This is a genomic window from Limosilactobacillus kribbianus (assembly GCF_026413145.1).
GTDB classification, from domain to species: Bacteria; Bacillota; Bacilli; order Lactobacillales; family Lactobacillaceae; genus Limosilactobacillus; species Limosilactobacillus kribbianus.
Window position 1 is genome coordinate 52,420 of the sequence record NZ_JAOVYZ010000001.1, and the last position, 24,504, is coordinate 76,923.

Annotated in this window: 24 protein-coding genes, 5 tRNA genes, 1 pseudogene and 1 riboswitch; of the genes and pseudogenes, 26 read left to right on the forward strand and 4 right to left on the reverse strand. The window is 50.3% G+C overall.

Annotation, left to right across the window (positions count from 1 at the left end; genetic code table 11):
- Positions 1-75 precede the first annotated feature (75 nt).
- From OCT58_RS00240 to OCT58_RS00265, 6 genes are all read left to right on the forward strand, one after another.
- Positions 76-423 (forward strand): DUF3368 domain-containing protein, encoded by a 348-nt coding sequence (locus OCT58_RS00240; protein ID WP_267200812.1) that lies wholly within the window; start codon positions 76-78, stop codon positions 421-423.
- A 249-nt stretch (positions 424-672) separates the two neighbouring features.
- Complete coding sequence (rnjA, locus tag OCT58_RS00245; protein ID WP_267200813.1) at positions 673-2,556, forward strand: ribonuclease J1; 1,884 nt, start codon at positions 673-675, stop codon at positions 2,554-2,556.
- Between the two features lie 139 nt (positions 2,557-2,695).
- Positions 2,696-3,886: a CPBP family intramembrane glutamic endopeptidase gene (locus tag OCT58_RS00250; protein WP_267200814.1), complete on the forward strand. Its 1,191-nt coding sequence runs from the start codon at positions 2,696-2,698 to the stop codon at positions 3,884-3,886.
- 193 nt (positions 3,887-4,079) lie between these two features.
- Positions 4,080-4,556 (forward strand): universal stress protein, encoded by a 477-nt coding sequence (locus OCT58_RS00255; RefSeq protein ID WP_267200815.1) that lies wholly within the window; start codon positions 4,080-4,082, stop codon positions 4,554-4,556.
- A 161-nt stretch (positions 4,557-4,717) separates the two neighbouring features.
- Complete coding sequence (locus OCT58_RS00260) at positions 4,718-5,401, forward strand: VIT1/CCC1 transporter family protein (RefSeq protein WP_267200816.1); 684 nt, start codon at positions 4,718-4,720, stop codon at positions 5,399-5,401.
- Positions 5,402-5,415: 14 nt separating this feature from the next.
- Positions 5,416-6,102: a VIT1/CCC1 transporter family protein gene (locus OCT58_RS00265; protein ID WP_267200817.1), complete on the forward strand. Its 687-nt coding sequence runs from the start codon at positions 5,416-5,418 to the stop codon at positions 6,100-6,102.
- Positions 6,103-6,160: 58 nt separating this feature from the next.
- Here OCT58_RS00265 and OCT58_RS00270 read toward each other — a convergent pair whose 3' ends face one another.
- Positions 6,161-7,099: a cation diffusion facilitator family transporter gene (locus OCT58_RS00270; RefSeq protein ID WP_267200818.1), complete on the reverse strand. Its 939-nt coding sequence runs from the start codon at positions 7,097-7,099 to the stop codon at positions 6,161-6,163.
- 201 nt (positions 7,100-7,300) lie between these two features.
- Here OCT58_RS00270 and OCT58_RS00275 point away from each other — a divergent pair, with 201 nt between their 5' ends.
- From OCT58_RS00275 to OCT58_RS00340, 15 genes and pseudogenes are all read left to right on the forward strand, one after another.
- Positions 7,301-7,954, forward strand: coding sequence for a metal-dependent transcriptional regulator (locus OCT58_RS00275; protein WP_267200893.1), 654 nt, complete (start codon positions 7,301-7,303; stop codon positions 7,952-7,954).
- Between the two features lie 89 nt (positions 7,955-8,043).
- Positions 8,044-8,799: a threonine/serine exporter family protein gene (locus tag OCT58_RS00280; protein ID WP_267200819.1), complete on the forward strand. Its 756-nt coding sequence runs from the start codon at positions 8,044-8,046 to the stop codon at positions 8,797-8,799.
- 11 nt (positions 8,800-8,810) lie between these two features.
- Complete coding sequence (locus tag OCT58_RS00285; protein WP_267200820.1) at positions 8,811-9,278, forward strand: threonine/serine exporter family protein; 468 nt, start codon at positions 8,811-8,813, stop codon at positions 9,276-9,278.
- Between the two features lie 224 nt (positions 9,279-9,502).
- Positions 9,503-10,657 carry an RNA-guided endonuclease InsQ/TnpB family protein gene (locus OCT58_RS00290; protein ID WP_267200821.1) on the forward strand — a complete coding sequence of 385 codons (1,155 nt, stop codon included), beginning with the start codon at positions 9,503-9,505 and terminating at the stop codon, positions 10,655-10,657.
- Between the two features lie 200 nt (positions 10,658-10,857).
- Complete coding sequence (locus OCT58_RS00295; protein WP_267200822.1) at positions 10,858-11,532, forward strand: phosphatase PAP2 family protein; 675 nt, start codon at positions 10,858-10,860, stop codon at positions 11,530-11,532.
- A 45-nt stretch (positions 11,533-11,577) separates the two neighbouring features.
- Complete coding sequence (locus OCT58_RS00300) at positions 11,578-12,045, forward strand: GNAT family N-acetyltransferase (RefSeq protein ID WP_267200823.1); 468 nt, start codon at positions 11,578-11,580, stop codon at positions 12,043-12,045.
- A 12-nt stretch (positions 12,046-12,057) separates the two neighbouring features.
- Positions 12,058-12,231, forward strand: a riboswitch (Lysine riboswitch).
- A gap of 82 nt (positions 12,232-12,313) precedes the next feature.
- Positions 12,314-13,798, forward strand: a complete 1,485-nt coding sequence (locus OCT58_RS00305; RefSeq protein WP_267200824.1) for an amino acid permease — start codon at positions 12,314-12,316, stop codon at positions 13,796-13,798.
- A 112-nt stretch (positions 13,799-13,910) separates the two neighbouring features.
- Complete coding sequence (locus OCT58_RS00310; protein ID WP_267200825.1) at positions 13,911-14,552, forward strand: deoxynucleoside kinase; 642 nt, start codon at positions 13,911-13,913, stop codon at positions 14,550-14,552.
- A 64-nt stretch (positions 14,553-14,616) separates the two neighbouring features.
- Positions 14,617-14,689: transfer RNA gene (locus tag OCT58_RS00315), tRNA-Val, on the forward strand.
- Between the two features lie 3 nt (positions 14,690-14,692).
- A tRNA-Leu gene (locus tag OCT58_RS00320) sits at positions 14,693-14,774 on the forward strand.
- A gap of 90 nt (positions 14,775-14,864) precedes the next feature.
- Positions 14,865-14,936: transfer RNA gene (locus OCT58_RS00325), tRNA-Gly, on the forward strand.
- Between the two features lie 5 nt (positions 14,937-14,941).
- Positions 14,942-15,015: transfer RNA gene (locus OCT58_RS00330), tRNA-Arg, on the forward strand.
- A gap of 52 nt (positions 15,016-15,067) precedes the next feature.
- Positions 15,068-15,141: transfer RNA gene (locus OCT58_RS00335), tRNA-Pro, on the forward strand.
- A 295-nt stretch (positions 15,142-15,436) separates the two neighbouring features.
- Positions 15,437-15,523: pseudogene (locus tag OCT58_RS10440) on the forward strand (KxYKxGKxW signal peptide domain-containing protein); the annotation flags it as partial.
- 81 nt (positions 15,524-15,604) lie between these two features.
- Positions 15,605-16,957: a hypothetical protein gene (locus OCT58_RS00340; RefSeq protein WP_267200826.1), complete on the forward strand. Its 1,353-nt coding sequence runs from the start codon at positions 15,605-15,607 to the stop codon at positions 16,955-16,957.
- A 57-nt stretch (positions 16,958-17,014) separates the two neighbouring features.
- Here OCT58_RS00340 and OCT58_RS00345 read toward each other — a convergent pair whose 3' ends face one another.
- Entirely contained in the window at positions 17,015-17,638 is a 624-nt protein-coding gene (locus OCT58_RS00345) for a histidine phosphatase family protein (protein WP_267200827.1), read from the reverse strand.
- A gap of 290 nt (positions 17,639-17,928) precedes the next feature.
- Between OCT58_RS00345 and serC the strand changes: the two genes are divergently transcribed.
- Together serC and OCT58_RS00355 are read left to right on the forward strand one after the other, a co-directional pair.
- Entirely contained in the window at positions 17,929-19,002 is a 1,074-nt protein-coding gene (gene serC, locus OCT58_RS00350) for a 3-phosphoserine/phosphohydroxythreonine transaminase (protein WP_267200828.1), read from the forward strand.
- Between the two features lie 16 nt (positions 19,003-19,018).
- The gene (locus tag OCT58_RS00355) at positions 19,019-20,191 is read left to right on the forward strand and encodes a phosphoglycerate dehydrogenase (protein ID WP_267200829.1); all 1,173 of its coding nucleotides are present in this window, start codon (positions 19,019-19,021) and stop codon (positions 20,189-20,191) included.
- A 51-nt stretch (positions 20,192-20,242) separates the two neighbouring features.
- Here the strand turns inward: OCT58_RS00355 and OCT58_RS00360 are convergent, their stop codons facing one another.
- Positions 20,243-20,737 carry a cupin domain-containing protein gene (locus tag OCT58_RS00360; RefSeq protein WP_267200831.1) on the reverse strand — a complete coding sequence of 165 codons (495 nt, stop codon included), beginning with the start codon at positions 20,735-20,737 and terminating at the stop codon, positions 20,243-20,245.
- A gap of 161 nt (positions 20,738-20,898) precedes the next feature.
- Here OCT58_RS00360 and OCT58_RS00365 point away from each other — a divergent pair, with 161 nt between their 5' ends.
- Both OCT58_RS00365 and adhP read left to right on the forward strand, forming a co-directional pair.
- A complete protein-coding gene (locus tag OCT58_RS00365) occupies positions 20,899-21,567 on the forward strand; it encodes a matrixin family metalloprotease (RefSeq protein ID WP_267200832.1) in 669 nt (222 codons plus the stop codon).
- A gap of 257 nt (positions 21,568-21,824) precedes the next feature.
- Positions 21,825-22,847: an alcohol dehydrogenase AdhP gene (gene adhP / locus OCT58_RS00370; RefSeq protein ID WP_267200833.1), complete on the forward strand. Its 1,023-nt coding sequence runs from the start codon at positions 21,825-21,827 to the stop codon at positions 22,845-22,847.
- Between the two features lie 126 nt (positions 22,848-22,973).
- Here adhP and OCT58_RS00375 read toward each other — a convergent pair whose 3' ends face one another.
- Entirely contained in the window at positions 22,974-23,744 is a 771-nt protein-coding gene (locus OCT58_RS00375; RefSeq protein WP_267200834.1) for an SDR family NAD(P)-dependent oxidoreductase, read from the reverse strand.
- A 291-nt stretch (positions 23,745-24,035) separates the two neighbouring features.
- Between OCT58_RS00375 and OCT58_RS00380 the strand changes: the two genes are divergently transcribed.
- Positions 24,036-24,503 carry a CtsR family transcriptional regulator gene (locus OCT58_RS00380; RefSeq protein WP_267200835.1) on the forward strand — a complete coding sequence of 156 codons (468 nt, stop codon included), beginning with the start codon at positions 24,036-24,038 and terminating at the stop codon, positions 24,501-24,503.
- Position 24,504 lies beyond the last annotated feature (1 nt).

Genomic DNA, 24,504 nt, shown 5'->3' on the forward strand with positions numbered 1-24,504 from the left:
GATCTTTTCCACTCCATAAAGCTTATTTTGTGGTATGGTGGAATTGACAATACTGATATGAAAGGGACGACACTTGTGAGTGAACAGGGATTGCACTATGCAGACCTCAATGCCGATGCGAAAGAGACGGCTTTGAAGTCCTTCATTGATTACTACATTGACCAGTATGAAAAAGACAGCTTGGAGATTCTCAGCTCTAAGGTTGACAATGGCATCATGGGGACGATTAATAGCATTCTGAACCTGAATAACTTTATGGGCCACAGTGACTTGGCAGCCGAGAGTTACCGGCTTTCTAAGTCCTTATACGAAAAGATTTTGAACCAGCTCACGACGGTTTACTACCAGGAAGATGGCGAACCGGTTAAGGACTGGGAACAATCTTGGGAAAATCAGGAAGCCAAATTGCCAAGCGAAGACTAAAATTGAACTGAACTAGCAAAAGGACGACATCTTTTAAGGGGATGTCGTCCTTTTGCTTAATCACTATCCTCTATTATCTAGTTGTGGTAAAATAAATCTAGTTTTACGTACGGATAAAAAATAACCCAACTTGATTGCCAATTGAATATTTTCACCGCCCTTGTTCTATCAACAAAGCGGTTCTTTTGGCCTACTTATTTTTCCGTTCTTGACGCGAAGATTAAAAATTTAAAAGGAAAGAAAGGTATTATGGCAAAGTTAAAGATTAAGAATAACGAAGTTGCCTTTTACGCCATGGGTGGCCTTGGCGAAATTGGTAAGAACATGTACTGTGTCCAGTTCCAAGACGAAATTGTCATCATTGACTGTGGAGTTCTCTTCCCCGAAGACGAGTTGCTCGGGGTTGATTATGTCATTCAGAACTATGACTATCTGGTTGAAAATAAGGACAAGATCAAGGGAATTTTCATTACCCACGGTCACGAAGACCACATTGGGGGGCTGCCATTCCTCCTGCAAAAGATCAACGTGCCGATCTACGCGACCCCGTTTGCAATGTCCTTGATCAAGGGCAAGCTGGATGAAAAGCACCTGCTGCGCAACGCCGAACTGCACGAGATCGATGAATTCGATGAGGTGCACTTCAAGAAGCTCTGGGTCAGCTTTTTCCGGACGACCCACTCGATTCCCGACACAATTGGGGTAGCCGTTCACACGCCACAGGGGACGGTTGTTTACACCGGGGACTTCAAGTTTGACCTGACACCGGTTGGTCACTTGCCGGGCCCGAACCTCCAGCAGATGGCTAAGTTGGGGGATGATGGGGTCCTTTTGCTGGCCTCCGATTCGACCAACGCCGAACGACCACAGTTCACCAAGTCCGAGCGGTGGGTTGACGTCCACATTCGGCGGATCTTCGAACGGATCAAGGGACGGATTATCTTCGCATCCTTCGCCTCCAACGTTTACCGGTTGCGGGAAGCCTCCGATGCGGCGATTGCCCAGGGCCGGAAGATTGCGGTCTTTGGTCGGAGCATGGAAAACGCCATTGCGGCTGGGCAGGAGCTCGGTTACTTGAACATCCCGAAGGACTCGCTGATCGACCAAAATGAAATTAACAACTATCCACCAGAGAAAGTTCTGATCATGTGTACCGGGTCCCAGGGTGAACCGATGGCGGCTCTGAGCCGGATCGCCAACGGTACCCACCGGCAGATTTCCATCCAGCCAGGCGACACGGTGGTCTTCTCTTCCAACCCGATTCCGGGGAACACCACCAGCGTCAACGCCCTAATTAACAAGCTGGAAGAGGACGGTGCCTCCGTTGTCCACGGTTACGTCAACAACATCCACACCTCTGGGCACGGTGGCCAGGTCGACCAGGAATTTATGCTGCGCCTGATGAAGCCGAAGTTCTTCGCGCCGGTCCACGGTGAATACCGGATGCAGAAGATTCATACCAAGCTGGCTCAGCTGACTGGAGTGCCGAAGGATAACTGTTATATCCTGGAGAACGGGGATGTCTTAGCCCTGACCAAGGATTCCTGTCGCCTGGCCGATCACATTGACAGCGTTAGTGACGTTTACATCGATGGTCGAGATGCCGGCGACACGGTCGGTAACCCCGAAATTCGTGAACGGCGCCTACTGTCCGAGGAAGGGGTCGTAACTGCCATTGCCGTGGTCGATCTGAAGGATTATCAGATCGTGGCTGGACCAGATATCGTTTCCCGGGGCTTCGTCTACATGCACGAATCCCAGGAACTAATCAAGGCCGCCAACCATGAGGTTTTCTGGGCAATCCTCAATACCTTCAAGAACCACAAGCATGTCGATCAACGGGCATTGAACCGGACGATTGTCAGTCGGCTGCAAAAGCTGCTCTTTGATCGGACGGGCCGCAAGCCAGTCATTATTCCAATGATCACGATCTTAAATGGTGATAACCGGGCAGAGAACCATCATTACCGCCGTTCCAATCACCGCAATAACAATAATAAGAATGAACACCGAGAACACAGTGCCAAGAATGCCAAGGCTCATCAACAGGGCAAGGGCAACAATCACCAGCACCACCGGCGTTCTCATTCCAATAAGCAAGAGCATGAAAAACAAGCCGTGGCTAACGATTAGCCAGTCGAGACAAAAGAGATTTGCGGAAAAGAAGATTTTCGCAGGTCTCTTTTTTCGTTTTCGATTAAAATTAAGTAAATTTTCTGGTATGATCAAAGTTAACAGATCGTGAATCAAAAAAGAGAGGAAGGAATTCCAGATGTCTGGAAGTGATTACCTAAGAATCTGGTACCGGGTACAGATCGGTACCACCCTATTAATTTTAGCGATGATGATGATTCGGAACTACGAATTTGATCGTCGCCGGATCGCGGCTTTGCTGTTGATAATGGTAGCAGTGCTCGCCATCGGATTAGCGGTCGAGGTATTTGCGGATCGGTTACCGGCCATTGTCAACCGCCTGAATGCCTGGCTTCAGGTATTCTTACAGCCCTTAATCTTAATTATGGCCTGGGACGTTATTACCCGGGAAATAATTGTGCTGCTACACTTGCCATCACGGGGTGTGGTAACGCTGATGATTGTTTACTACTTTGTGATGTTCGCTCCCTTTGCCAATGTGATCGGCAGTCAGCTGACCCTAAGCGTAGAACGGTTCATCTTTGCCTGCTGGACAGTTTTGGTGGCCTTTTTGCCTCTAATGGCCCTGCCGACGAATCTGATCGATAATCGATACCTCTTGATGGGCCTGTCGACCGGCGCCGTGGGTTCGGTTGCCTACTTCATTTTGATAATGACGGCGATGCGAGCATGGAAGCTTTCCTGGCCCGGCCTGCGTCCCCAGTGGAGCAGTGACTTCAATTGGTGGATTTTTCTAGGACTGGTGGCATTGGATCTTCTGTTTACGTTCCTTAATGTTGGAGAAATGCCGGATCTGCGTCATGCCAGCCTCGACCTGACCATGTCGGCCTTCGAAGCAGCGGTCCTTGAGGAGACCCTTTTTCGTTTTGCCATGCTGGGGATTCTCTTCTATGCCTGGCGCAACATCAAGCAGCGTCTCCCGCTTGCAATTGTAACTAGCTCGGCCCTCTTTGGCTTGCTGCATCTGACCAACGCTACTTTGCAGCACTGGGACATGACGATCTTACAGGCGATCTCCGCTTTTGCACTGGGGCTTTTCTTCGCTGTAGTCTACGTCTACACTGGCCAACTGTGGCTGGCGATGCTGATGCACGGCCTGCTTGACTGGACCAGCTTTGTTGTCACCGGCAGCGACCTGATGCGGGGAACGACAACCTGGCAGGACTGGGTTAGCGTCTTAATTGAGTTAGCAATCTTTGGCGGAGTAACAGCCTGGATGATGTTCGGCAAGCGACGGCAGTTCATGGAACGCCACGTAGCCCGTTTGACGGGTGAGCATCAGCACTTTGGCTTTATGATTCATTATTAAAGCGCGGCGTTGGGAGGACCTAACGCCTTTTTGCTATCGTATCAAAAGTACTGTTGATCATACTTTTGTTTTAGGACGACCAAAATTAATTATTTACAAACAGCAGATTAGTAGTAACATTAAAGGTGAGTTTAACGAAGACGAGCGGGAAAAGCCTTCATCGTTAAATGAGAACATAGAGAGGGGTAGACTAATGTTCGAAATTAAACCAAAGAAGTTCAAGCGAATCCTCGTTGGGGTTGATGATGCGCCGGACGCCCGGGCAGCATTTTCCTACGCGGTTGATAAGGCCAAGCGTGATGGTTCTGAACTGGGCATTGTGTCCATTTTAGAAACGGGTCATGTGAGCGTATACCAAATTCTCGATAAGGATTATGTCCACAGCAGCGAAGACGAGCTGCGCAAGCGGGTAAATGAATACGTGCAGGCGGCCATCGATTACGGGGTCGAACCAAAGAAGATTACCGCCATCGTTGATCAGGGTGAGCGCCCGGCGGAACGAATTTGTAACCACGTCATTCCGGCCTTCCAGCCTGATCTGCTGATTGTCGGCTCGATTGGGAAGTCGGGCGACCGCAAGGCGGTTGGTTCCCAGGCTTCCTATATGACCCGCCACGCTGGGACTTCGGTCTTCGTCATTCGGACGACCGCAGTTCAGCGCTACGAATAGAATTGTCTTAAAGCCAATGAAAGCGATTGCCAATCCGGCGATCGCTTTTTAAAATTTAATTTGGAATATTTCTAAATACATATGATTGAGAGTGGTAATAGCGTTGCTTATTTGTATTCTTATGTTATAATGATTCTAAATTAGTCAAAGAGGGTGCGAGAATGCAAAGGAAGAAAATGTCATTGGCACAAAAAGTCAATGTGCTGCGGGCCAGCGTCATGGGAGCCAATGACGGGATTATTTCCGTCGCTGGGATCGTCATTGGGGTCGCGGCCGCGACTAGTAATCCATACTCAATCCTGATTTCTGGCCTGTCTGGCAGCCTGGCCGGAACCATTTCAATGTGCATGGGCGAATACGTCTCCGTCTCGACCCAGAAGGACTCCCAGAAGATGGCGCTGATCAGTGAACGGCAGCGGTTAGAAGACCAGTACCAGCAGGAATTTAACTACGTGCAGAAGAAATACGAAGCTCAGGACATTGCTCCCGAGCTCGCCTACCAAGCAACCAAGGAATTGATGGACAAGGATGCTTTGGGGACCGCTGTTCAGGAGCGCTACGGTTTTAACCCGCGGGACTTTACGAGTCCGTACGCGGCGGCCATTGCTTCCTTCATCTCCTTTCCAACCGGCTCAATCCTGCCAATGCTGGCGGTAACGATGGCCCCGGGCAATATCCGAATCATCGCTACGATGGCGGCAGTTCTGGTGGCCCTGCTAATTACCGGTTACTGCGCGGCGATCTTGAGCAAGGCTGACCGGGTCAAGTCAATGCTGCGTAACGCCACGGCCGGTTTGCTAACGATGGGCGTGACCTACTTGATCGGTCAGCTCTTTGCGCGCTAAGGGGGTGCAGGTAAATGGCAAAAATTAAACGCCAAAAGCAAACGATGGAGGAAAAACTGAATACTCTTCGTGCCGGGGTGTTGGGATCTAACGACGGGATTTTGACCGTCGTTGGGGTTCTGGTTTCCGTGGCGGCGGCGACCTCCAACCGCTTTACGATTTTTATCGCCGGCCTATCCGACCTGCTCGCCTGTGCCTTTTCGATGGCCTGCGGGGAGTATGCGTCGGTTTCTACTCAGCGGGACACCGAAGAATCCGCCGTGGCCAAAGAAGAACGCCTGCTCAAGACCGACTTTGCCGGTGAGCTAGCGGCGGTCCAGCAGTACTATGTCAATAAGGGGGTCACGCCGGAAACCTCTATGGCGATTGCCAAGGATTTGCTAAACAAAAAGTCACTGCAGACAATGGTCCGGATCAAGTATGACATTGAACTTGGCCACTTCCTGAGCCCCTGGGACGCGGCCTGGTCGTCTCTTTTCAGTGCGGCCGCCGGTGGACTCTTCCCACTGATGGCGATGACCTTTGCACCAGATGCCCTGAAATGGTACGCGGTGATTCTCGCTGTCGTTCTCACCAGCGCTCTGACCGGGTTTATCAGTTCAAAGCTGGGGAACGGTCTGGTAAAGGTGGCGGTGATGCGTAATATCATCATCGCCTTGATTACCGTTGCCATCCACTATGGCGTAGGGAAACTGTTTTAAATAATATTGAAAAAGGGTATCCGTCGAGCAAACGGATACCCTTTTGAGTTGATCTGAATTATTTTTCTGGTTCTGACGAAGCCTTATAGCCGCCCGGCCGGATAACGTGTTCTTCGTCGACCGGGGTGTTGAAGAGCTCCTCGTCCCTTCCCCGTGCACATTCGGCTTGGAGGGTGATATGACAGATCCCGTATTTGTGGCGGAGGATATCCTCAACCTGGGCGTAGATCGGCTCCACCTGGCTTAAGAGCAGGTCTTGGCAGTTGAGGTGGGCGGAGAAAATGATCCGGTGTTCATCGATCATCCAGGCGTGAACGTGGTGGACGGCCTCGACACCAGGCACCTGCTTAATATCTGCGGCGATCTGCTCGTAGTCAAGGTCTGGTGACGACTGCATCAGGATCTTGATGGTCTGGACGATGATCGGCCAGGATTCGTAGCCGATGTAGAGGGCCACACCGATCGTCAGGGCCGGATCGAGCCACGGGACGTTGACAAAGGTCAGAATCACCCCACCGATGATCACGGCTACTGAGGAGAGGGCGTCGCTTAAAACGTGCAGGTAGGTTGCCTTGACGTTCAGACTGTCATGGCTGCCAGAATGCAGTAGGAGGGCGGAGACTAGGTTGGCTACCAACCCGACGATGGCCACCGTCAGCATGATGCCCCCGTTGATGTGCTCGGGGTGCCCAAGTCGTTGAATTGCCTCGCCGATCAGGAAGATGGCGATGATGATCAGGAGAAGACTGTTGGTCAAAGCAGACAAAATTTCCGCCCGCCGGTAGCCATAGGTCCGCTGCTTGGTTTCTGGCCGCGAGCCAAGGTGCTGGGCAAAGTAGCCGAGGACGATCGAAAACGAATCGCCCATGTTGTGGAAGGCGTCCGAGAGCAGGGCTAGACTGCCGGAAACCAGTCCCCCAACGATTTCGACAATGGTAATCAGAACGTTAAGCAGGGTCACCGCTAAGAAGCGTTTCCCGGTGATCTTTTCTTCCATTTTAGTGGTCTCCTTGTTTTAAGAATTGCAATTGTTTACCCAAACGGCTTATAATTACTAAATGTTGCTGAATTAAAAAGTTAGGGTTTCCAAATCACACTTTTATGATATGCTATAATATTCCTAGATTCAACTTAGGACTAAATTAATGTTTTCGTGACCGTTCGCAGGCCAGATTCTTACTGTAGAGGTGAATTAATGTTGACTCCAATGAAGGAAGACTATTTGAAGATCATTTTTGAGCTGGGGGGCAGCTACAAAAAAGTTTCTAATAAAGAAATTTCCCTTGGATTGGGAATTGCTGCCGGTTCCGTGACCGAAATGATTTCCAAGCTGTCTGATGAGGGGCTGGTCATCCATGAACCGTATGCGGGCATTTCACTAACCAAGAAGGGGCAGCGCTATGCGGCCGAATTGGTCCGCAAGCACCGTCTCTGGGAAACCTTTTTGGTTAATAAGCTAAATTATAATTTCGCCGATGTGCATTCTGAGGCTGAGGTCCTGGAGCACCAGACCAGTGACCGCCTGGCAACGGCCCTGGATGACTTTCTCCAGCACCCGAAAACCTGCCCGCATGGTGGGGTGATCCCGGCTGCCAATGGCCACTTTCCAGACGTCAGTCACCGTCTGCTGGCGGACGCCAAGGATGGCGAAGAGGTCGAACTAGAACGTTTCCTAGACAACCACGAGCTGCTGACCTATCTGGAAGAGCTCGGCCTACGTCCCCAGGAACGGGTCACGGTGGTTCGCCACGAACCATTCGAGGGGCCAATCGTGATTAAGAAGGTTGGCCAGGAGGCACCAATCAACGTGTCTTACAAGGCTGCCCACAATATCTTCATCAAGGAAAAATAAAATTAAAAGGTCCAGCAAACGAAAAAATGTTTGCGGGGCCTTTAAAAATTGCTAAAATACCACTTGTAAGTTGAAAAGGGGGCGGCAAAATGCTAACAAAGAAACGCCGGCGCTTGGCCCTGCGCACCTGCTCGCTGGCCGGGCGCCTGCTCATCGAGAACGGGTCGAACATGGACCGGGTCAATGACACGCTCAACCACATGGCCCGCAGTGCGGGGCTCAAGGACTTTCAGGCCTTTACGACCGTCACGGGGATGGTGCTGGGGGCCAACAACCTGCCGAACGCCATCGTCATGAACATTCGCCGGCGCAAAAATGACCTGAGCAAGATTGCCGCCGTCAACGAAATTTCCCGGGAAATGGCCCAGGGGCTGATCACCTTACCGGAGGCCTATGCTCAGTTGAAGTGGGTAGATCGCCAGGGGCCTTATAAGTTCCAAAACCTGGTCGAGGCCCTGGCTGCCGCCGTCCTCAGCCTGGCATTGATGATTGTCTTTACCGGCGACTACCGCGACTGCTGGGCCGGCTTCATCGATGGCGGGATCAGCTATGCCGTCTTTTCCTACATGATCCGCAAGTTTAAGATCCAGTACCTGGGAGAGTTCTGTTCGTCTTTGGTAATCGGCTTCTTGGCTGTGGTGATGGTTAAATTAGGCTGGGCCCACGATATCAATGATATCATCATCGGTGCCGTCATGCCCCTGGTACCCGGAATCCCGCTGACTAACGCCGCCCGTGACCTGGTGTCTGGCAACCTGATCAGCGGACCGACACGAGGAATTGAGGCAATCCTGACGGCGGTGGCGATCGGCAGTGCGATCGTGATTGTTTTGCACTTTGTTTAGGAGGGGAAGAGATGTATTACTGGTTAAACTTATTGCTGCAGTTTTTTCTTTCCTATATCTCAACCATCTGTTTTGGAATCCTGCTTCACATCCCAGTCAAAGCCTATAACATCGCTGGAATTATCGGTGGGGGCTCCTGGGTGATCTATTGGATCATGTACTACCAGCAGGGGGTGGGCCTGTCCTTTAGCAACCTTGCCGCAGCCGTTTTGATTGCCATCTGCAGCCGTTTTGCTGCCCAACACAAGAAAATGCCGACAATCGTCTTCGAGGTTCCCGCCCTGGTGCCGTTTGTGCCCGGGGGCCAGGCCTACAAGATGGTCCGCAACTTTGCGATCGGCAACTACCACCTGGTGACCTTTTACTTCTACCAGGTGGTGGTGATTGTCGGGGCAATTACGCTTGGCTTTGGCCTGGGTGAACTGCTGAACCGGATAATTCATTATCGCCGGTGGCGGAGTGTCAAAAGGACTCGTTGATGTGGTATACTCAATTGAAATCAATATTTGAAAATTAGGAGATGATCAATGATTATCAAATAAATCATTAAATATTATCAAAAATAGTATAATATTACTGGAGGCTAAAACGTGAGGTGATATTATGCTACCGAGAATGATTGAGCCAAAGATGATCGCTGAGCGCACGCCTACCAATTGAAGAGATGCCACAAAATAGTAATCTTTGAAAGGTGGTGAAAATAATGCTCAGAACGGAAAAAGTGCGTCTGTATCCCAACACAACCATGAAAAAAGTTCTTGATGCTTTGTGTGATTATCGACGCTATTGCTGGAACCATGGATTAGCCCTGTGGAATGACATGTACGACGAGTCACTGATTATGGATAACAAGAAACTTCGCCCGAATGCCTATAAGGTCCGAAATGAGTTGGTCGCTAATAAAGCGGACTGGCAATACGGATTATCAGCTCGCTGCTTACAATTGACGATTGCTGACCTGGGGAAAGCCTGGCAAAACTTCTTCGACAAAAGTCAGCCGGATTGGGGCAAGCCGCATTTCAGATCGAAGCGCGCACCCCGCCAAGGTTTTAAAACTGACCGCGCCAAGATCGTCAATGGGAAGTTACGGTTAGATAAGCCTCGTGGAATTAAGGGCAATTACGATCTGCCTTTTAAGGGTGCTCAAAGCATAGAGGGTGAATTAAAAGTCGTTTCAGTTTACCGGGAAAACGGCAAGTACTGGGCTTCCTTACCGTTTGAGGTTCAGAAATCGTCAAAGCCGCAAACTGGTCAAAGCACGGCCGTTGACGTTAACGTGGGGCACTTTAACTACACCGCAGGCGAGGTCAACACCTTGCCGAAGCGATTGCGAAAGCTTTACCAGCGCATCAAGTACTATCAACGGGTATTAGCTCGTAAACGCAAAGTGAATGGCAAGTTAGCTAATCGCAGTAAGAATTACGTGCAGACGAAAGCCAAGCTGCAACGTGATTATCGGCGAGTAACAAACCTTCAAAATGACATTTTACAAAAATTTACGACGAATCTGGTTGATAACTATGACACGATCGTGATTGAAGATCTGGCAGTTAAGCAGATGCAGATGAGCCATGTTGCTTCTAAGGGCTTGCAGCGGTCCCTGTTCGGCAAGTTTCGCCAGATTTTGACCTACAAAACCGAATGGTATGGGAAGCAGTTAGTCCTGGCCGATCAACATTATCCCAGCACCCAGCGCTGTGCTAAGTGCGGTCACGTCAAAACAGGCAAAGACAAGATCACTCTACAAGGTAATGCCAATCACCATACTAAGCATAACGAATATATCTGTTATCAATGTGGTTACCATAATGATCGTGATCAAAATGCAGTGCTCAATCTCTTGGCATTAGTACAGTAATTATCATTATGAGGGTGGGCTACACCCTTCAAGCTATCAGAGCCAGTCAATGCGATTACTCCCTAGTTGGAATACCGGAATACTGGTGTTGACGGTAGTAAATAAAATTAAGAAAGGAAGACTATATTCCTTCACAAATATGATCAAATAAGTAAATGATGATATTTGTTCACGTTTTATATAGCAGATTAAGCACAAAAATGTTTATTGAACGTGACGACCACCGCTTACGGCGTTTTGCCATTGGCGGCGTGTTCTTTCTTATTCTAATGTTGCTGATCATGTTTAACTCGTCAGTGGCGACGATGATCGATGCTGTTTTACAATCACTGTTTACCGGTCAACGAATTGAGGGGGCGGGCTGGTTCCATGCCCTGATGACCCTCCTGTCCTTTTTGGCAAAGCCGACGATGGACATCATCTGGATTCTGATCATTGCCGTGATTCTCTGGCTCAAGCGCTATCAAATTCCGGCGCTGTGGGCGGCCTGTACCCTACTTGGCGGGGACGTCTTTGGTGAGCTCTTTAAGCACATCGTCAAGCGGGCTCGGCCGGCACAGCACCTGGCAGCCGATGATGGCTACAGTTTCCCCAGTGGTCACGTCCTGGGCTTCTTCCTGGTGGCCGCGGTCCTTCTGCTGATCGTGGTTCCACTGATCCGCAAGCATTCGACGCGGACGATCTGCCAGCTGCTGATCGTCTTTGCCGTCTTCTTCCTGGCCGTTTCCCGGGTGTACCTCTACGCCCACTGGCCGTTTGACACGATTGGTGCCATGCTTCTGGCCTACACCTGGCTTCAGGTAGCCGAATGGCTCTACGTGGCCTGGGCACCGCGCCTCTTGCGGATTCCGTTTTTATCGAGTTCTGAAATTTAATTTGATGAGGAGAAAAGCCGTGGCAACGCGGCTTTTTAGTTTGCTATGATTACAACCAAGAGATTATTGATTGAGCGGGCAACCGACGGGGACGCACCTAGCCTGCAAAAATTATTAAGCGATCCGCGGGTGACCGGGCCGAGTCAACTGTTGATCTCGCCCACGCCGGCAGCTAGCCGGTTTCTGATCCAGTCGCGCCATCCCCTGGTCATCCGGCGCCGCACAGCCCCAGATAAGATTATTGGCTTGCTTTTTCTGACGGCGCTGGGATCTAATCGCTGGGAACTCGGCTACCTCCTCCAGGTGGCCGACTGGAATCGGGGGTTGATGACCGAGGCTCTGGCCGGGGTGTTGAATCGCTTAAAGACGGGGATGGCGCTCGAAGCGACGGTCGACCGCACGAACCCGGCTTCGGCGCGGGTTTTAGAAAAGAGTGGCTTTCGGCAAATCGCCGCTGACGCCCGGCAGACGACCTGGCGCTACCAAAAAAGACTTGCGTCAGAAAAAGATTAGAGTATAATTAAAAAATAATGAAGAGGTTGCACTGCTGATTAGTAGCTGCGGTGAGGTGAGTGAGCACCAGAAGCCGCAATGAAAGGGAGCAGTGCCGAAACGGGGTCGTCCTTACTGGCGTCTTTCGTTGGGCCATCGTCAAAGAGGCGGTGGACTGTCGCAATACTGCGGGGCGCTTCCGGAATAGATTCAAATTAACATTGATTGAGTCTTCTTACGGGTGCCCTCGGTAAGAAGGCTTTTAATTTACTATTGGAGGAATGAGTTTATGGCAGATAGCACAGATCACTCGACCGGCCATATTAAGCGGTCCTTGAAGACCCGGCACCTGTCGATGATTGCCCTTGGGGGAACCATCGGGACCGGGCTGTTCATTACCAGTGGGGAGGCAATCTCCACTGCCGGGCCAGGTGGGGCGCTGGTTGCCTACATCGTGATGGGCTTCATGGTCTACTTCTTGATGACCAGTCTCGGGGAAATGGCCACCTACATGCCGCTGACCGGTTCGTTTTCTGCTTATTCAACAAAGTTCGTCGACCCGGCGCTGGGGTTTGCGATGGGCTGGAACTACTGGCTGAACTGGGCGGTGACAATTCCGGTTGAGGCGACGACGGCTGGCATCATCATGAACTACTGGCTGCCGAGCGTTCCGCAATGGATCTTCAGTGTGGCGGTACTGGCCCTGATCTTTATCATCAACTACCTCTCCGTGCGTTCCTACGGGGAAACGGAGTACTGGCTGGCCCTGATCAAGATCGTGACCGTCATTGTCTTCCTGATCATCGGGGTAGCAATCATCCTGGGAATCATGGGTGGTCACGCTGTCGGTTTGAGCAATTTCCACTACAAGAAGGCACCGTTTGTCGGTGGGATTCCGTCAATCATCAGCGTCTTCCTGATCGCCGGATTCTCCTTCCAGGGGACTGAGCTGGTCGGGATTACTGCTGGTGAGGCCAGCGATCCCGAACACTCCGTCTCCAAGGCCATTCACTCGACCTTCTGGCGGATCCTGATTTTCTACATCTGCACGATCTTCGTGATTGCCTGCATCCTGCCGTACACCGATAAGAACCTGCTGAACCAAGACGTTTCCAACGTGACGATGAGTCCATTCACGATCGTCTTCAAGCGGGCTGGTCTGGCAGTGGCCGCCAGCATCATGAACGCGGTTATTCTGACGGCCGTGGTTTCTTCAGCTAATTCCGGGCTCTATGCTTCGACGCGGATGCTCTTCTCCCAGGCGCGGGAAGGCTACGCATGGCGTTTCCTGGGCTACGTTAACAAGCGGGGGATTCCGATCTACGCCCTGCTGGGGACGATGTTGGTCTCCACTTTGATTTACCTGACCCAGTTCATCGGACCTCAGGCCTACAACTACCTGATTAGTGCCTCTGGGCTATGTGGGTTCATTGCTTGGTTGGGGATCGCCGCCTCGCACTGGCGCTTCCGGCGGGCCTATATCGCCCAGGGTCGCGACATCAACGACCTCAAGTACCGGTCGGCCTTCTTCCCGTTTGGCCCGATCTTCGCCTTTATCCTTTGCTTCATCGTTATCTGTGGGCAGAACGTCAACGCCTTCATTAAGCTGGACTGGCAAAACATTGCCATCTCCTACATGAGTGTGCCGATCTTCTTGATCCTGTTCATTTACTACAAGGTGCGCTACAAGACCCACCTGATCCCGCTTGACCAGGTTGACCTGTCACGGAGCACCAAGGGTGAGAAGTACGTACCAGATGATGAGGCTGATTAAACTTTAACCACAAAATATGGCCACTTTTCGGTGGTCATTTTGTTTTTAAATGTTAGAATGGTAATCGTGAATTTTAAACAAAAGATTTTAATGAGAAAGGAACAGTTACGAAATGATTGCTTTAGCAGGAACAATCGGGGCCGGCAAGACCAGCCTGACCCAGCTTCTGGCCAAGCATTTAAACAGCCAGGCCTTTTACGAATCCGTCGACGACAACAAGATTTTGCCACTCTTCTATGAAAACCCAAAGAAGTACGGCTTCTTGTTGCAGATTTACTTCTTAAACAAGCGCCTGGACGAGATTAAGGCCTCTTACAGCAACGACCTCAATGTCTTGGACCGGTCAATCTTTGAAGACGAACTCTTGTTTAAGCTCAATGCCGACATGGGCCGAGCAACGGAGACGGAATCCAATATCTATTCCTCATTGCTGAGCAACATGATGGAAGAACTGCCAGACCAGGCTCATCAGAAGGCGCCAAACCTTCTGATTACGATTAAGGTTTCCTTTGAGACGATGCTGCACCGGATCGAAAAGCGCGGTCGGGCCTACGAACAGATCGCCAATGATCCGTCGCTGTATTCCTACTACAAGAACCTGAACGACCGTTACGACGCTTGGTACGAGAACTATGATGAGAGTCCAAAGATGTTGATTGACGGGGACAAGTATAACTTTGTCGAGAACCCGACGGCGGCCACCCAGGTGTTGGGGATGATTGATCGCAAACTAACTGAATTAAATTTGAAGTAGGATTTGACAAAGCAAACAATCGATGTTATATTAATTAAGCTGATTTGTTTCAGCTTAATTCTTTGGAGGATTAGCTCAGTTGGGAGAGCATCTGCCTTACAAGCAGAGGGTCACAGGTTCGAGCCCTGTATCCTCCATATGCGGATGTGGCGGAATTGGCAGACGCGCAAGATTTAGGATCTTGTATCTTTTGATGTAAGGGTTCAAGTCCCTTCGTCCGCATTCAACTTTTTCTAAAAAGTTGTTGACAATTCCGAGAACATCACGTATAATAAATAACTGTTGATACGGAATGTGTCTAAAAGTTCATATGCGGAAGTAGTTCAGTGGTAGAACATCACCTTGCCATGGTGGGGGTCGCGGGTTCGAATCCCGTCTTCCGCTCTTATGCACCCATAGCGCAATTGGATAGAGTGTCTGACTACGAATCAGAAGGTTGAAGGTTCGACTCCTTCTGGGTGCATCACAAAGCGTGACAGTTATCTCCTTGAGATGGGTGTGACGCTTCTTTTTTTCGGAAATTAGCTCAGCTTGGTAGAGCGCTGCGTTCGGGACGCAGAGGTCGCAAGTTCGAATCTTGTATTTCCGATTTTTTTATTTTAAAGGCTGTCAGCTAACGAAGAGTTGGTTGGCAGCCTTTTTTGTTACTCATAAGCAAGGCAGGTAAAGAAATGTCCATCCATCAATAATTTGGATGGAGCCTTGTGGGTTTGATAGATCCAATCGATTTAAGTTCTTAATCGCTAGCAACTAAAAAATACATTTTTACTGAAAACTGTTATCCTAAAACTGAAATCTAGACATTTTGGTGCCTTAAATTGTGATATTATTACCCCGTAAAAATAACTTGGGAGGGTAATTTTAGTGAGTAAAGAACATAAAAAATATATAAAGCCGGCAAAAAATGGCTAACAACAATTATAGTCGCAGCGATTGCCTTGGTGGGAAGTCTAGCTGTTAGCAACGTTCATGCCGACACAACATCAACAGCTCAAACTACAATAGCATCCCAACAGCGGCAACAGGTTGGAACTGATCAGCAGGGCCAAAATGTGCAACAGAATTTTAGTCAGCAGGATCAGGAAACTACAGATGGTAACCAAGCTCCACAGAGGGAAAACACAACTACCGCTATAAATCAGCCTTCGATAAACACTGCCACACTAACGGTTTCGCAGCCCAAAGCCAACGCTGGCAACCAATGGGTTCACTATGATCAGGGCTGGTCACGTACGGATAATCAGGGCAACTGGGTTTACAGCCAATGGCAGTACATCAATAATAAATGGTACTACTTCAATGATGCTGGTTATGCACAAACTGGCTGGTACCAATCCGGTGCCGGTAACTGGTTCTATTTTGATAATAATAATGCTTGGGCGCTGACCGGCTGGCAAAATATCAATAATCATTGGTACCATTTTGATCCAGACAATGCGTGGGCCAATCGTGGCTGGTACCAATCCGGTGCCGGTAACTGGTATTATTTTGATTGGAATAACGCTTGGGCTTTGACCGGTTGGCAAAAAATTAATAATAGTTGGTATTACTTTGATCCAAATAATGCGTGGGCTGATCGTGGCTGGTACCAATCCGGCGCCGGTAATTGGTATTATTTTGATTGGAATAACGCCTGGGCCTTAACGGGCTGGCAGCGGATTAATGGCAGTTGGCACTACTTCGATCCGACTAATGCTTGGATGCTGACGGGGTGGCAGACAATTAATGGCGTTAGTTACTACTTGAATCAGTCAGGGGCATGGACTGGTGAAAAGGCAGCTACTGGAAAGTGGGTTAAGTTTTATGACGAATGGCAATACCGCTTGGCAAATGGTCAATTGGCTTCTGGCTGGCAAAAAATAGATGGTTACTGGTACTACTTTGGTATAAATGATGCCATCGTTACGGATTTGGTCTTGGACGTTCTTCCACCTTTTGCACAAGCAGACGAAAATCATTGTGTAAACAGTTATTTGGATTCTCAAGGACACTTGGTAACCAATGGTTGGGTCAATAATGGGGGTGCCTACTACTATGCTGACGGTAATGACCATGGAGCTCTTCTTTGCGGCTGGCATAAGATTAATGGTTCCTGGTATCACTTTAATGGTGGAGGTGTCATGACAAATAATATGATTCTAGATAGCCTCCCGGATGGCTGTCCTAGAGATCAAGAACATAGTGAGGCCTGCTATCTTGACAATAATGGGCGGCTTGTAATGAGCGGCTGGATTAACTATGATGGGCTTCGCGGTTACGCGGATAGCCAGGCTAACGGTGCATTATTTGCAGGCTGGCATAAGATTGATGGTTCCTGGTACTACTTTAACGCTGGTGGTGTATTAGAAACCAGTGACACAATCGATGGTCATTATGTTGGCAAGGATGGCAAAGCGGTTAACTAATTAAGATTTTAAAGGCTGACAATCAACGAAGAGCATTGGTTGTCAGCCTTAATAATGTTAAAAATGTGGTTTCGCTGGGCGACTGTAGTACACGAGATGTTGTTCCAGTGTTTGTGGCTCGACGACGATTTTGCTGACGCTGCAATTTTCCGGTTCGAGAATTTCCAAGCCGTGGATGTTGGTCGCATTTGCCGCGAAGGAACGAACCGTGAAGCCGTGGGTGACAATCAGGAGCCGGTCGTTGGGGTGGGTTTTGACGATATCCTTAGTGAATGCAAGCACCCGTTGACGGACGTGATCAAAGCTTTCACCATGCGCCACTTGAGCGTAGTTTGGCCGCACATCATGAATCAGGCTATAGAAAAGTGCGGGATACTGGGCCTCTAGCTTGGCGTTGTCCTGGCCATCCCAGTCGCCATAAGAGATTTCCAGGAGCCGCTGGTCGGTAATGACAGGGAGGTTGAGTTTCTGGTTGAGGATGCGAGCGGTCTGGACAGTGCGCCGCAGGGGTGATTGGTAGAGGGCAGTGAGGTTCAAAGGGTGGAAGACGGCTGCTAGATCTTGAGCCTGTTCAAGCCCTTCAGCGGATAAGAGGGTGCGGTCGTCATTAATCGTTCCCTGCTTGAGCCCAGCGCGGTTGGCAATGGTTTGGCCGTGGCGCACAATATATAATTCAGTCATCGAGTTTTGCTCCTTTATTTTTTTAATTATTATACCGGATATTGACAAAAAATTAAATCAAGGTTAAAATTCAATTAATGATTTGTAATACCTAAAAGGAGGGAGCGCCATGATGAAGAATCTCAAGACAGTATTATTAAGCTCCTCCCAGTCTTCTAGCATTTAGAAGGCTGGCCTTTTGGGGTGGCCTTCACATGGTGGGGGCCACGAACTAGATTAGGATCCTAATCCAATGGTCTCCACGAATGGTGGGGGCCTTTTTTCGTACCAGACGATTTGGAGGGATCAAGATGCCAATTTATAACTACGCCGCCGGTCCGGCGACCTTGCCACGGACCGTTCTCAAACAAGTCCAAGCCGAACTGCTCGATTATCATGGCTCAGGGATGAGCATTGTCGAGATTTCACACCGTTCGCCACTCTTTGATGAGGTGCTCACCCAGGCTCACGATCGTGTCCTCAAGCTGATGCACCTGGGGGACGACTACGAGGCCCTCTTCCTTCAGGGTGGGGGCACCTTGCAGTTTACGATGGTGCCGCTGAACCTGGCCACCAAACATCACCGCGTTGCCTATGCCAATACCGGTCATTGGTCGGAACGGGCGATCGAGGAAGCCGAGAAGATCCCTGGACTGACGGTCGATACGGTCACGGATGCGGGTCCCGATTTTACAACGATTCCGACCGTTCCCGAACTGCCGGCCGCTACTTACGACTACCTGCACATCACCGGAAACAATACGATCTACGGCACGGCCTACCATGAGCTGCCGGAGACGACGGTGCCGCTGGTGGGGGACCTGTCGTCGAACTTCCTGGGGCAAACCTACGACTTCAACCGTTTCGACCTGATCTATGCTGGGGCGCAAAAGAACCTGGCGCCGGCGGGACTGACGATCGTGGTCCTGAAAAAGAAGCTTTTGGATCAGGAAAGTACCCTGCCAAGCATGCTGAACTATCTGGCCCTGGCGAAGAAACATTCGACACTCAACACGCCACCGGTCTTCCAGATTTACGTTGCCAACCTGGTGATGAAGTGGCTTGAGGATCAGGGTGGGGTCGAAGCAATCAACGATCAAAACGTCAAGAAGTCCGACCTGATCTACGACTACTTGGCCGAATCGAAGTTCTTTACCAACAAGGTCGCGCCCAATGCGCGCTCGCTGACCAATATCCCGTTTACGACCGGTGATCCAGACCTGGATGCCGTCTTTGTCCAAGAGGCGGACCAAGCCGGCTTGAAGAACCTCAAGGGCCACCGGCTGGTCGGGGGAATGCGGGCCAGCCTCTATAACGCCATGCCATACGAAGGCGCGGTTGCCCTGCGCGATTTCATGGCTAAGTTTGAACGGGAACACGCATAGATAAGGAGGAAACGCTATGTACAACATTAAAACCTACAACGCCATTGCTCAGGCCGGCCTGGCAGAATTCAACGACGACTACCGAATCAACCAAGACGCTGCCGCCCCAGACGCCTACATGATCCGCAGCGTTGACCTGCACGACCAGGAATTTCCGGCCAGCTTAAAGGTGATTGCCCGCTGTGGCGCCGGCTTTAACAACATCCCCCTTGACCGGGCCCTGGAAGACGGGATCGCAGTCTTCAACACGCCCGGCGGCAATGCCAACGCGGTTAAGGAACTGGTGTTGGCGATCATGATCGATGCCAAGCGGAACCTGATCAACGCGGCCAACTGGAGCGCTTCGGCCGCGCCCGGTGCCGACATTACCCTGCGGACTGAGAAACAGAAAACTCAATTCAGCGGTACGGAATTGCTGGGCAAGAAGCTGGCCATCCTGGGGTTAGGCCACGTTGGCTCGCTGGTGGCCAACGCCGCAATTGACCTGGGGATGGACGTTACCGGCTATGACCCCTACCTGTCGGTTGACTCAGCCTGGCACCTTTCGCCGGCAGTCAAACGGGCGGCGACGATCAAGGAGACGGTTGCCGGGGCCGACTTTATCACGGTCCACGTACCAAAGAATGAGGAGACCACGGGCTTGATTGGCGCCAAGGAGATAGCGATGTTCAAACCGGGCGCGGTGCTGCTCAACTACTCCCGCCTGGGGATTGTCGACAACGCGGCTGTCCTCCCTGCACTAGAAAACGGTCAGCTTGCCCACTACAGCACCGATTTCAGTGACGAGCAGATTTTGGGCAACGACCAGGTCACGATTACACCCCACATCGGCGGCTCGACGAGGGAAGCCACGGCCAACTGCGCCCGGATTGCGGCTCACGAGATCATGGACTACCTGGCTACCGGGAATACCACCAATTCCGTCAATCTGCCGAATGTGAAGGTTCCCTTTGCCGGCCCACACCGCTTTACGATCATTCACCGCAACGTGCCGAACATGCTGGGACAGATCACAACCGTCATGGCCAATAACCAGTTGAACATCGAAAACTTAGTCAACCGTTCACGCGACAAGTATGCCTACACAATCGTCGATATCAGTGATCTTGAGGCGACAACTGTCAAGAAGGTGACCGCCGAACTGGAGAACATCGCTGCGGTCAGTCGAGTTCGTTACATCCAACACTAAAAAATTCCCCGCCTGGTGCTGAAACCGAGCGGGGAATCTTTTAATTAGTCCTTAGGGGATTTCTTGATAGGCCAGGCGCTTGATGACCTTCTGACTCTGCGGATAGCGGTCAAGCAGGGTCGCCTGGTCGAAGACTTCGAAGTCATGATAATCAAAGCCCGGTGCGACCGCGCAGCTGACTAGGCTGAAGCCAGCGGTGTTAACTTCCGAGCCAAAGATCGTTCCGGCGGGGACACGGTACTGCAGCTGCTCGCCCTTGTCTAGTGCCGGGCCTAAGACAACCTGGCTGGCGGAACCGTTGGGGAACAGCAAGTGGATGGTAATGGCGTCACCGGCGTGGTAATACCAGAACTCATCATGCTTTAAGCGGTGAAAGTGTGATGGCGAGGATTGGTCCAGCAAAAAGTAGATCGAGGTGTAGTAATAGCGTTCCTGGTTGACGCTGGCCGGACAAAAGGTGGTGGCACTGTGATAAACCTGCCGGTACCAGCCGCCTTCCGGGTGCGGCTCAAGATGCAGATAGCTGATGTAGTCTTGCTTGTTCATTGGCGGGAACCTCAACTTTCTTGGATTAAAAATATTATAGCATGTGGATGGGCGGGAAATGCTCATGTCTCCATGCCCAAATTTAACTGGCAACAGTGCTTCTTAATTGCCCTGGAAAGATCAATCGGCTAGTATGGACAGAGACGAAAGGAGGGAGCTCGGTGCGACGATTAGTTCTAATTTGTTTCATTACAATTTGGGGATTCTTCCTTGCCCTGCCAGCCAGTGCCGACCAGTTACCGACGACTCCCTTTAGTGATTCAAGTGCAACGACCACGAACCAGTCTGGGCTGACCTTTAGCAGTTCAACTACCCAAAAGCGTCATCACTATGTAATTCCACAGAACACGCCGGTGCCTCTGGAAGGTGTTCGTTGGCCTAGTAAGCAGGTGACCATCTGCATGCAGACGGATGATCCGCACATTCAACAGGCCTTTCGGGACGCTGTTAAACGGTGGAATCGGACCAAGGCAATTCGCTTTCGTTGGATCAAGAATCCTAATAAGGCGGAGGTAATTGCCCAGACGGGGGATCTCGATGATTCACAATCGGCCACGGTGGGAATTGTCACTTCACAATTGGGCGCGACCGAGACGGAATTTAATCCAGATACTCATACCCTCACCCGGGCCACGTCAACCCTGGATTCAGCGGAGCTAGACTATACGAGCCGGCAATTTCGCAGCAGGGTGGCCCAACACGAGCTGGGCCACGCAATCGGGCTAGCCCATGCCCCGTCCTATGCCCATAGTGTCATGATCCCGCGGAATATCCAGACCGGGATTACAAAGAACGACATTAAGAGCGTCCGGATGCTCTACCACGATTAAAAATTTACTAAACTTTAGTAAGCGATTGTGACGGCTTGCGCAAATTTAGATTGTTTCGAGATTATTGCGAGAAAAAATTGGTGATTGGTTTGATATGCGGGGATGGCTTGTGAAAGGGTCTTTCCCGCAATAACAGCGAATGGTATGGCTTTCGAAATAAAATTGTTGGCGATTTCACTTTAAATTCCAGCGGAGATCTGCTACTATAGAAAATGTGAAATGTATAACATGTTGATGAGAAAAGGAGAGTTTACCTTATGAAAGCTGCTTGTATGAACGATCCAGTTGATGGATATGTTACTGTTAAGGATGTTAAGCTTCGTGACCTCAAGCCTGGTGAAGCTTTAGTTGACATGGAATACTGTGGTCTTTGCCACACCGACCTGCACTGTGCTGCCGGTGAATTTGGCAAGTACCCTGGCCGGATCATCGGTCACGAAGGTGTCGGCCGTGTTTCCAAGGTTGCCCCTGGCGTTACCAGCTTAAAGGTTGGCGACCGGGTATCAATTGCTTGGTTCTTCAAGGGCTGTGGCCACTGTGAATACTGCCTGACCGGCCGTGAAACTCTTTGCCGTAACGTCTTGAACGCCGGCCTGACTGCCGATGGTGCGATGGCTGAACAATGTATCGTCCCAGCTGACTACGCTGTTAAGGTTCCAGAAGGCCTGGACCCAGTTGAAGCTACTTCACTGACCTGTGCCGGTGTTACTATGTACAAGGCTCTGAAGGTTGCTGACATTAAGCCTGGTCAATGGGTATCCATTGTTGGTGCCGGTGGTCTGGGTAACCTCGGGATTCAATTCGCTCACAACGTCTTCGGTGCTCACGTTGTTGCCGTTGATGGTAACGAAGACAAACTGAAGGCTGCTAAGGAAAACGGTGCTGAAGTATGCATCAACCGTCACGATAACAACGTTGACGAACAGATCCAAGAAAAGGTTGGCGGGGTTCACGCTGCTGTTGTTACTGCCGTTACGACCGCTGCTTTTGACCAAGCCGTTAACTCCCTGCGCCCAGATGGCAAGTTAGTTGCCGTTGCTCTGCCACAGGGTGACATGAAGCTGAACATTGCCAAGACTGTTCTGGACGGCATCATCGTTGCTGGTTCCCTGGTTGGTACTCGTCAGGACCTGGCAGAATGCTTCCAATTCGGTGCTGAAGGCAAGGTTCACCCAATCGTTCACACACGGAAGCTCTCCGAAATCAATGACATGATCCAAGAACTGAAGGACAACAAGGTTGTTGGTCGGAACGTTGTTGACTTCTCATTAGAAAAGTAATTTAACCAATTAAAGCAGCGATTGCCTAATCGCTGCTTTTTAATACCTTCCAAATAAAAATGGACGAATTACGTGGGCAACCACGTAATTCGTCCATTTGCCTCTCCTTGTAAATTGTGATTATGATTAGCCCCGTACGGACTGGCCGCCATCAACGACAATTTCCGTCCCGTTGACGAAGCGGGCCTCATCGGAAGCCAGGAAGAGGACCGCGTAACCAACATCTTCGGGATTACCCAGGTAGCCCATCGGAATGCCGGCGATCAAATCATCCAGCAGCTTCTTGCTGAGGGTGAATTGCTGCATCATTGGGGTAACAATCCAGCCCGGTAGAACCGCGTTGACCCGGATGTTGAACTGCCCGAGATCCCGCGCGGCCCCCTTGGTAAGGGCCCGGGATGCCCCTTTCGAAGCAGTATATGGGGAGGCCCCGGCAATTCCCTGAACACTGGCCAGGGACGAAACGTTAATGATGGAGCCCTTGCCGTTTTTCTTCATGTATGGAACGACATACTTCATTCCCAAAAAGTGTGACATGGCGTTGATGTCCATGAAGTGGTGCCAGTCATCGACCGTTGAGTCCATTAGGCCACTGGTCGTGTCGGTATTACCAATTCCTGCGTTGTTGACCAGGATATCAATTTTGCCGAACTTTTCCATTGCTTGATCGACAACCTTTTGCCAGTCGCTTTCCTTTGTAACGTCCTGGATGATTGGCAGGATGCGGTCACCAAACTTTTCCGCAAATTTATTGGCCTGCTTCTTCAGGAGGTCAAACTGGACGTCGGTAGCGACCACGTAGGCTCCTTCTTGCAGGAAGAGGCGGGCTTCAGCGGCACCCTGACCACTTGCAGCACCAGTGATAATCGCAACTTTATCTTTTAAACGATCTGTCATCTTGAAAGTCTCCTTTAATTGATTGACGTTGTTTGTCCAGCCAAAAGGCCTTTATTATAAAAATTATAAAGGAAAGCTGCGCGGTAGTTCAAGAGCTTCCAAGGCAAAATTCAGAACTTTTACTTTTTTACCGACAATAAAAAAGAATTCATAAGTTCGATTGGACCAAATAAACTCTAATCAAGGAAAATGGCTTGATTTTTCACTATTCTGCGAGGCTTTTCGGCGGAGTTTTGGCCTAAAATATGGTAAAATTTGGTCAGAATTAGTCAAACGATGGAAGGTGATAAGGTGGAAAATCGAAGTATTTCGGATATTATTGAAGACTACCTCAAGGGAATTTTTGGTGATGATACTCAAATTGAGATCCGTCGCGCAGAGATTGCCGACCATTTCAATGTCGTTCCATCGCAGATTAACTACGTAATTAAGACCCGGTTTACCATCCAAAATGGCTACCTGGTCCAGAGTAAGCGTGGTGGGGGCGGCTATATCCGCATTGAACGAGTTAATTTACTTGGCGACGTCGATGTGTTAGACTCACTAGTCCAGGCAATTGGGGACTCGATTCGCGAACGTGATGCCTTTGCGATCGTGCAGACCCTATATAATGAAGACCTGATTTCGCAACGTGAGGGGGACTTGATGCTGGTGGCCTTGTCCAAGCAAACCCTGGCGGTGGACGACGCCAACTTGGAGAACAAACTTCGCGCCCGAATCTTAGTTTCGTTTCTCAATCGGCTACGGTATGAAAGTTAGA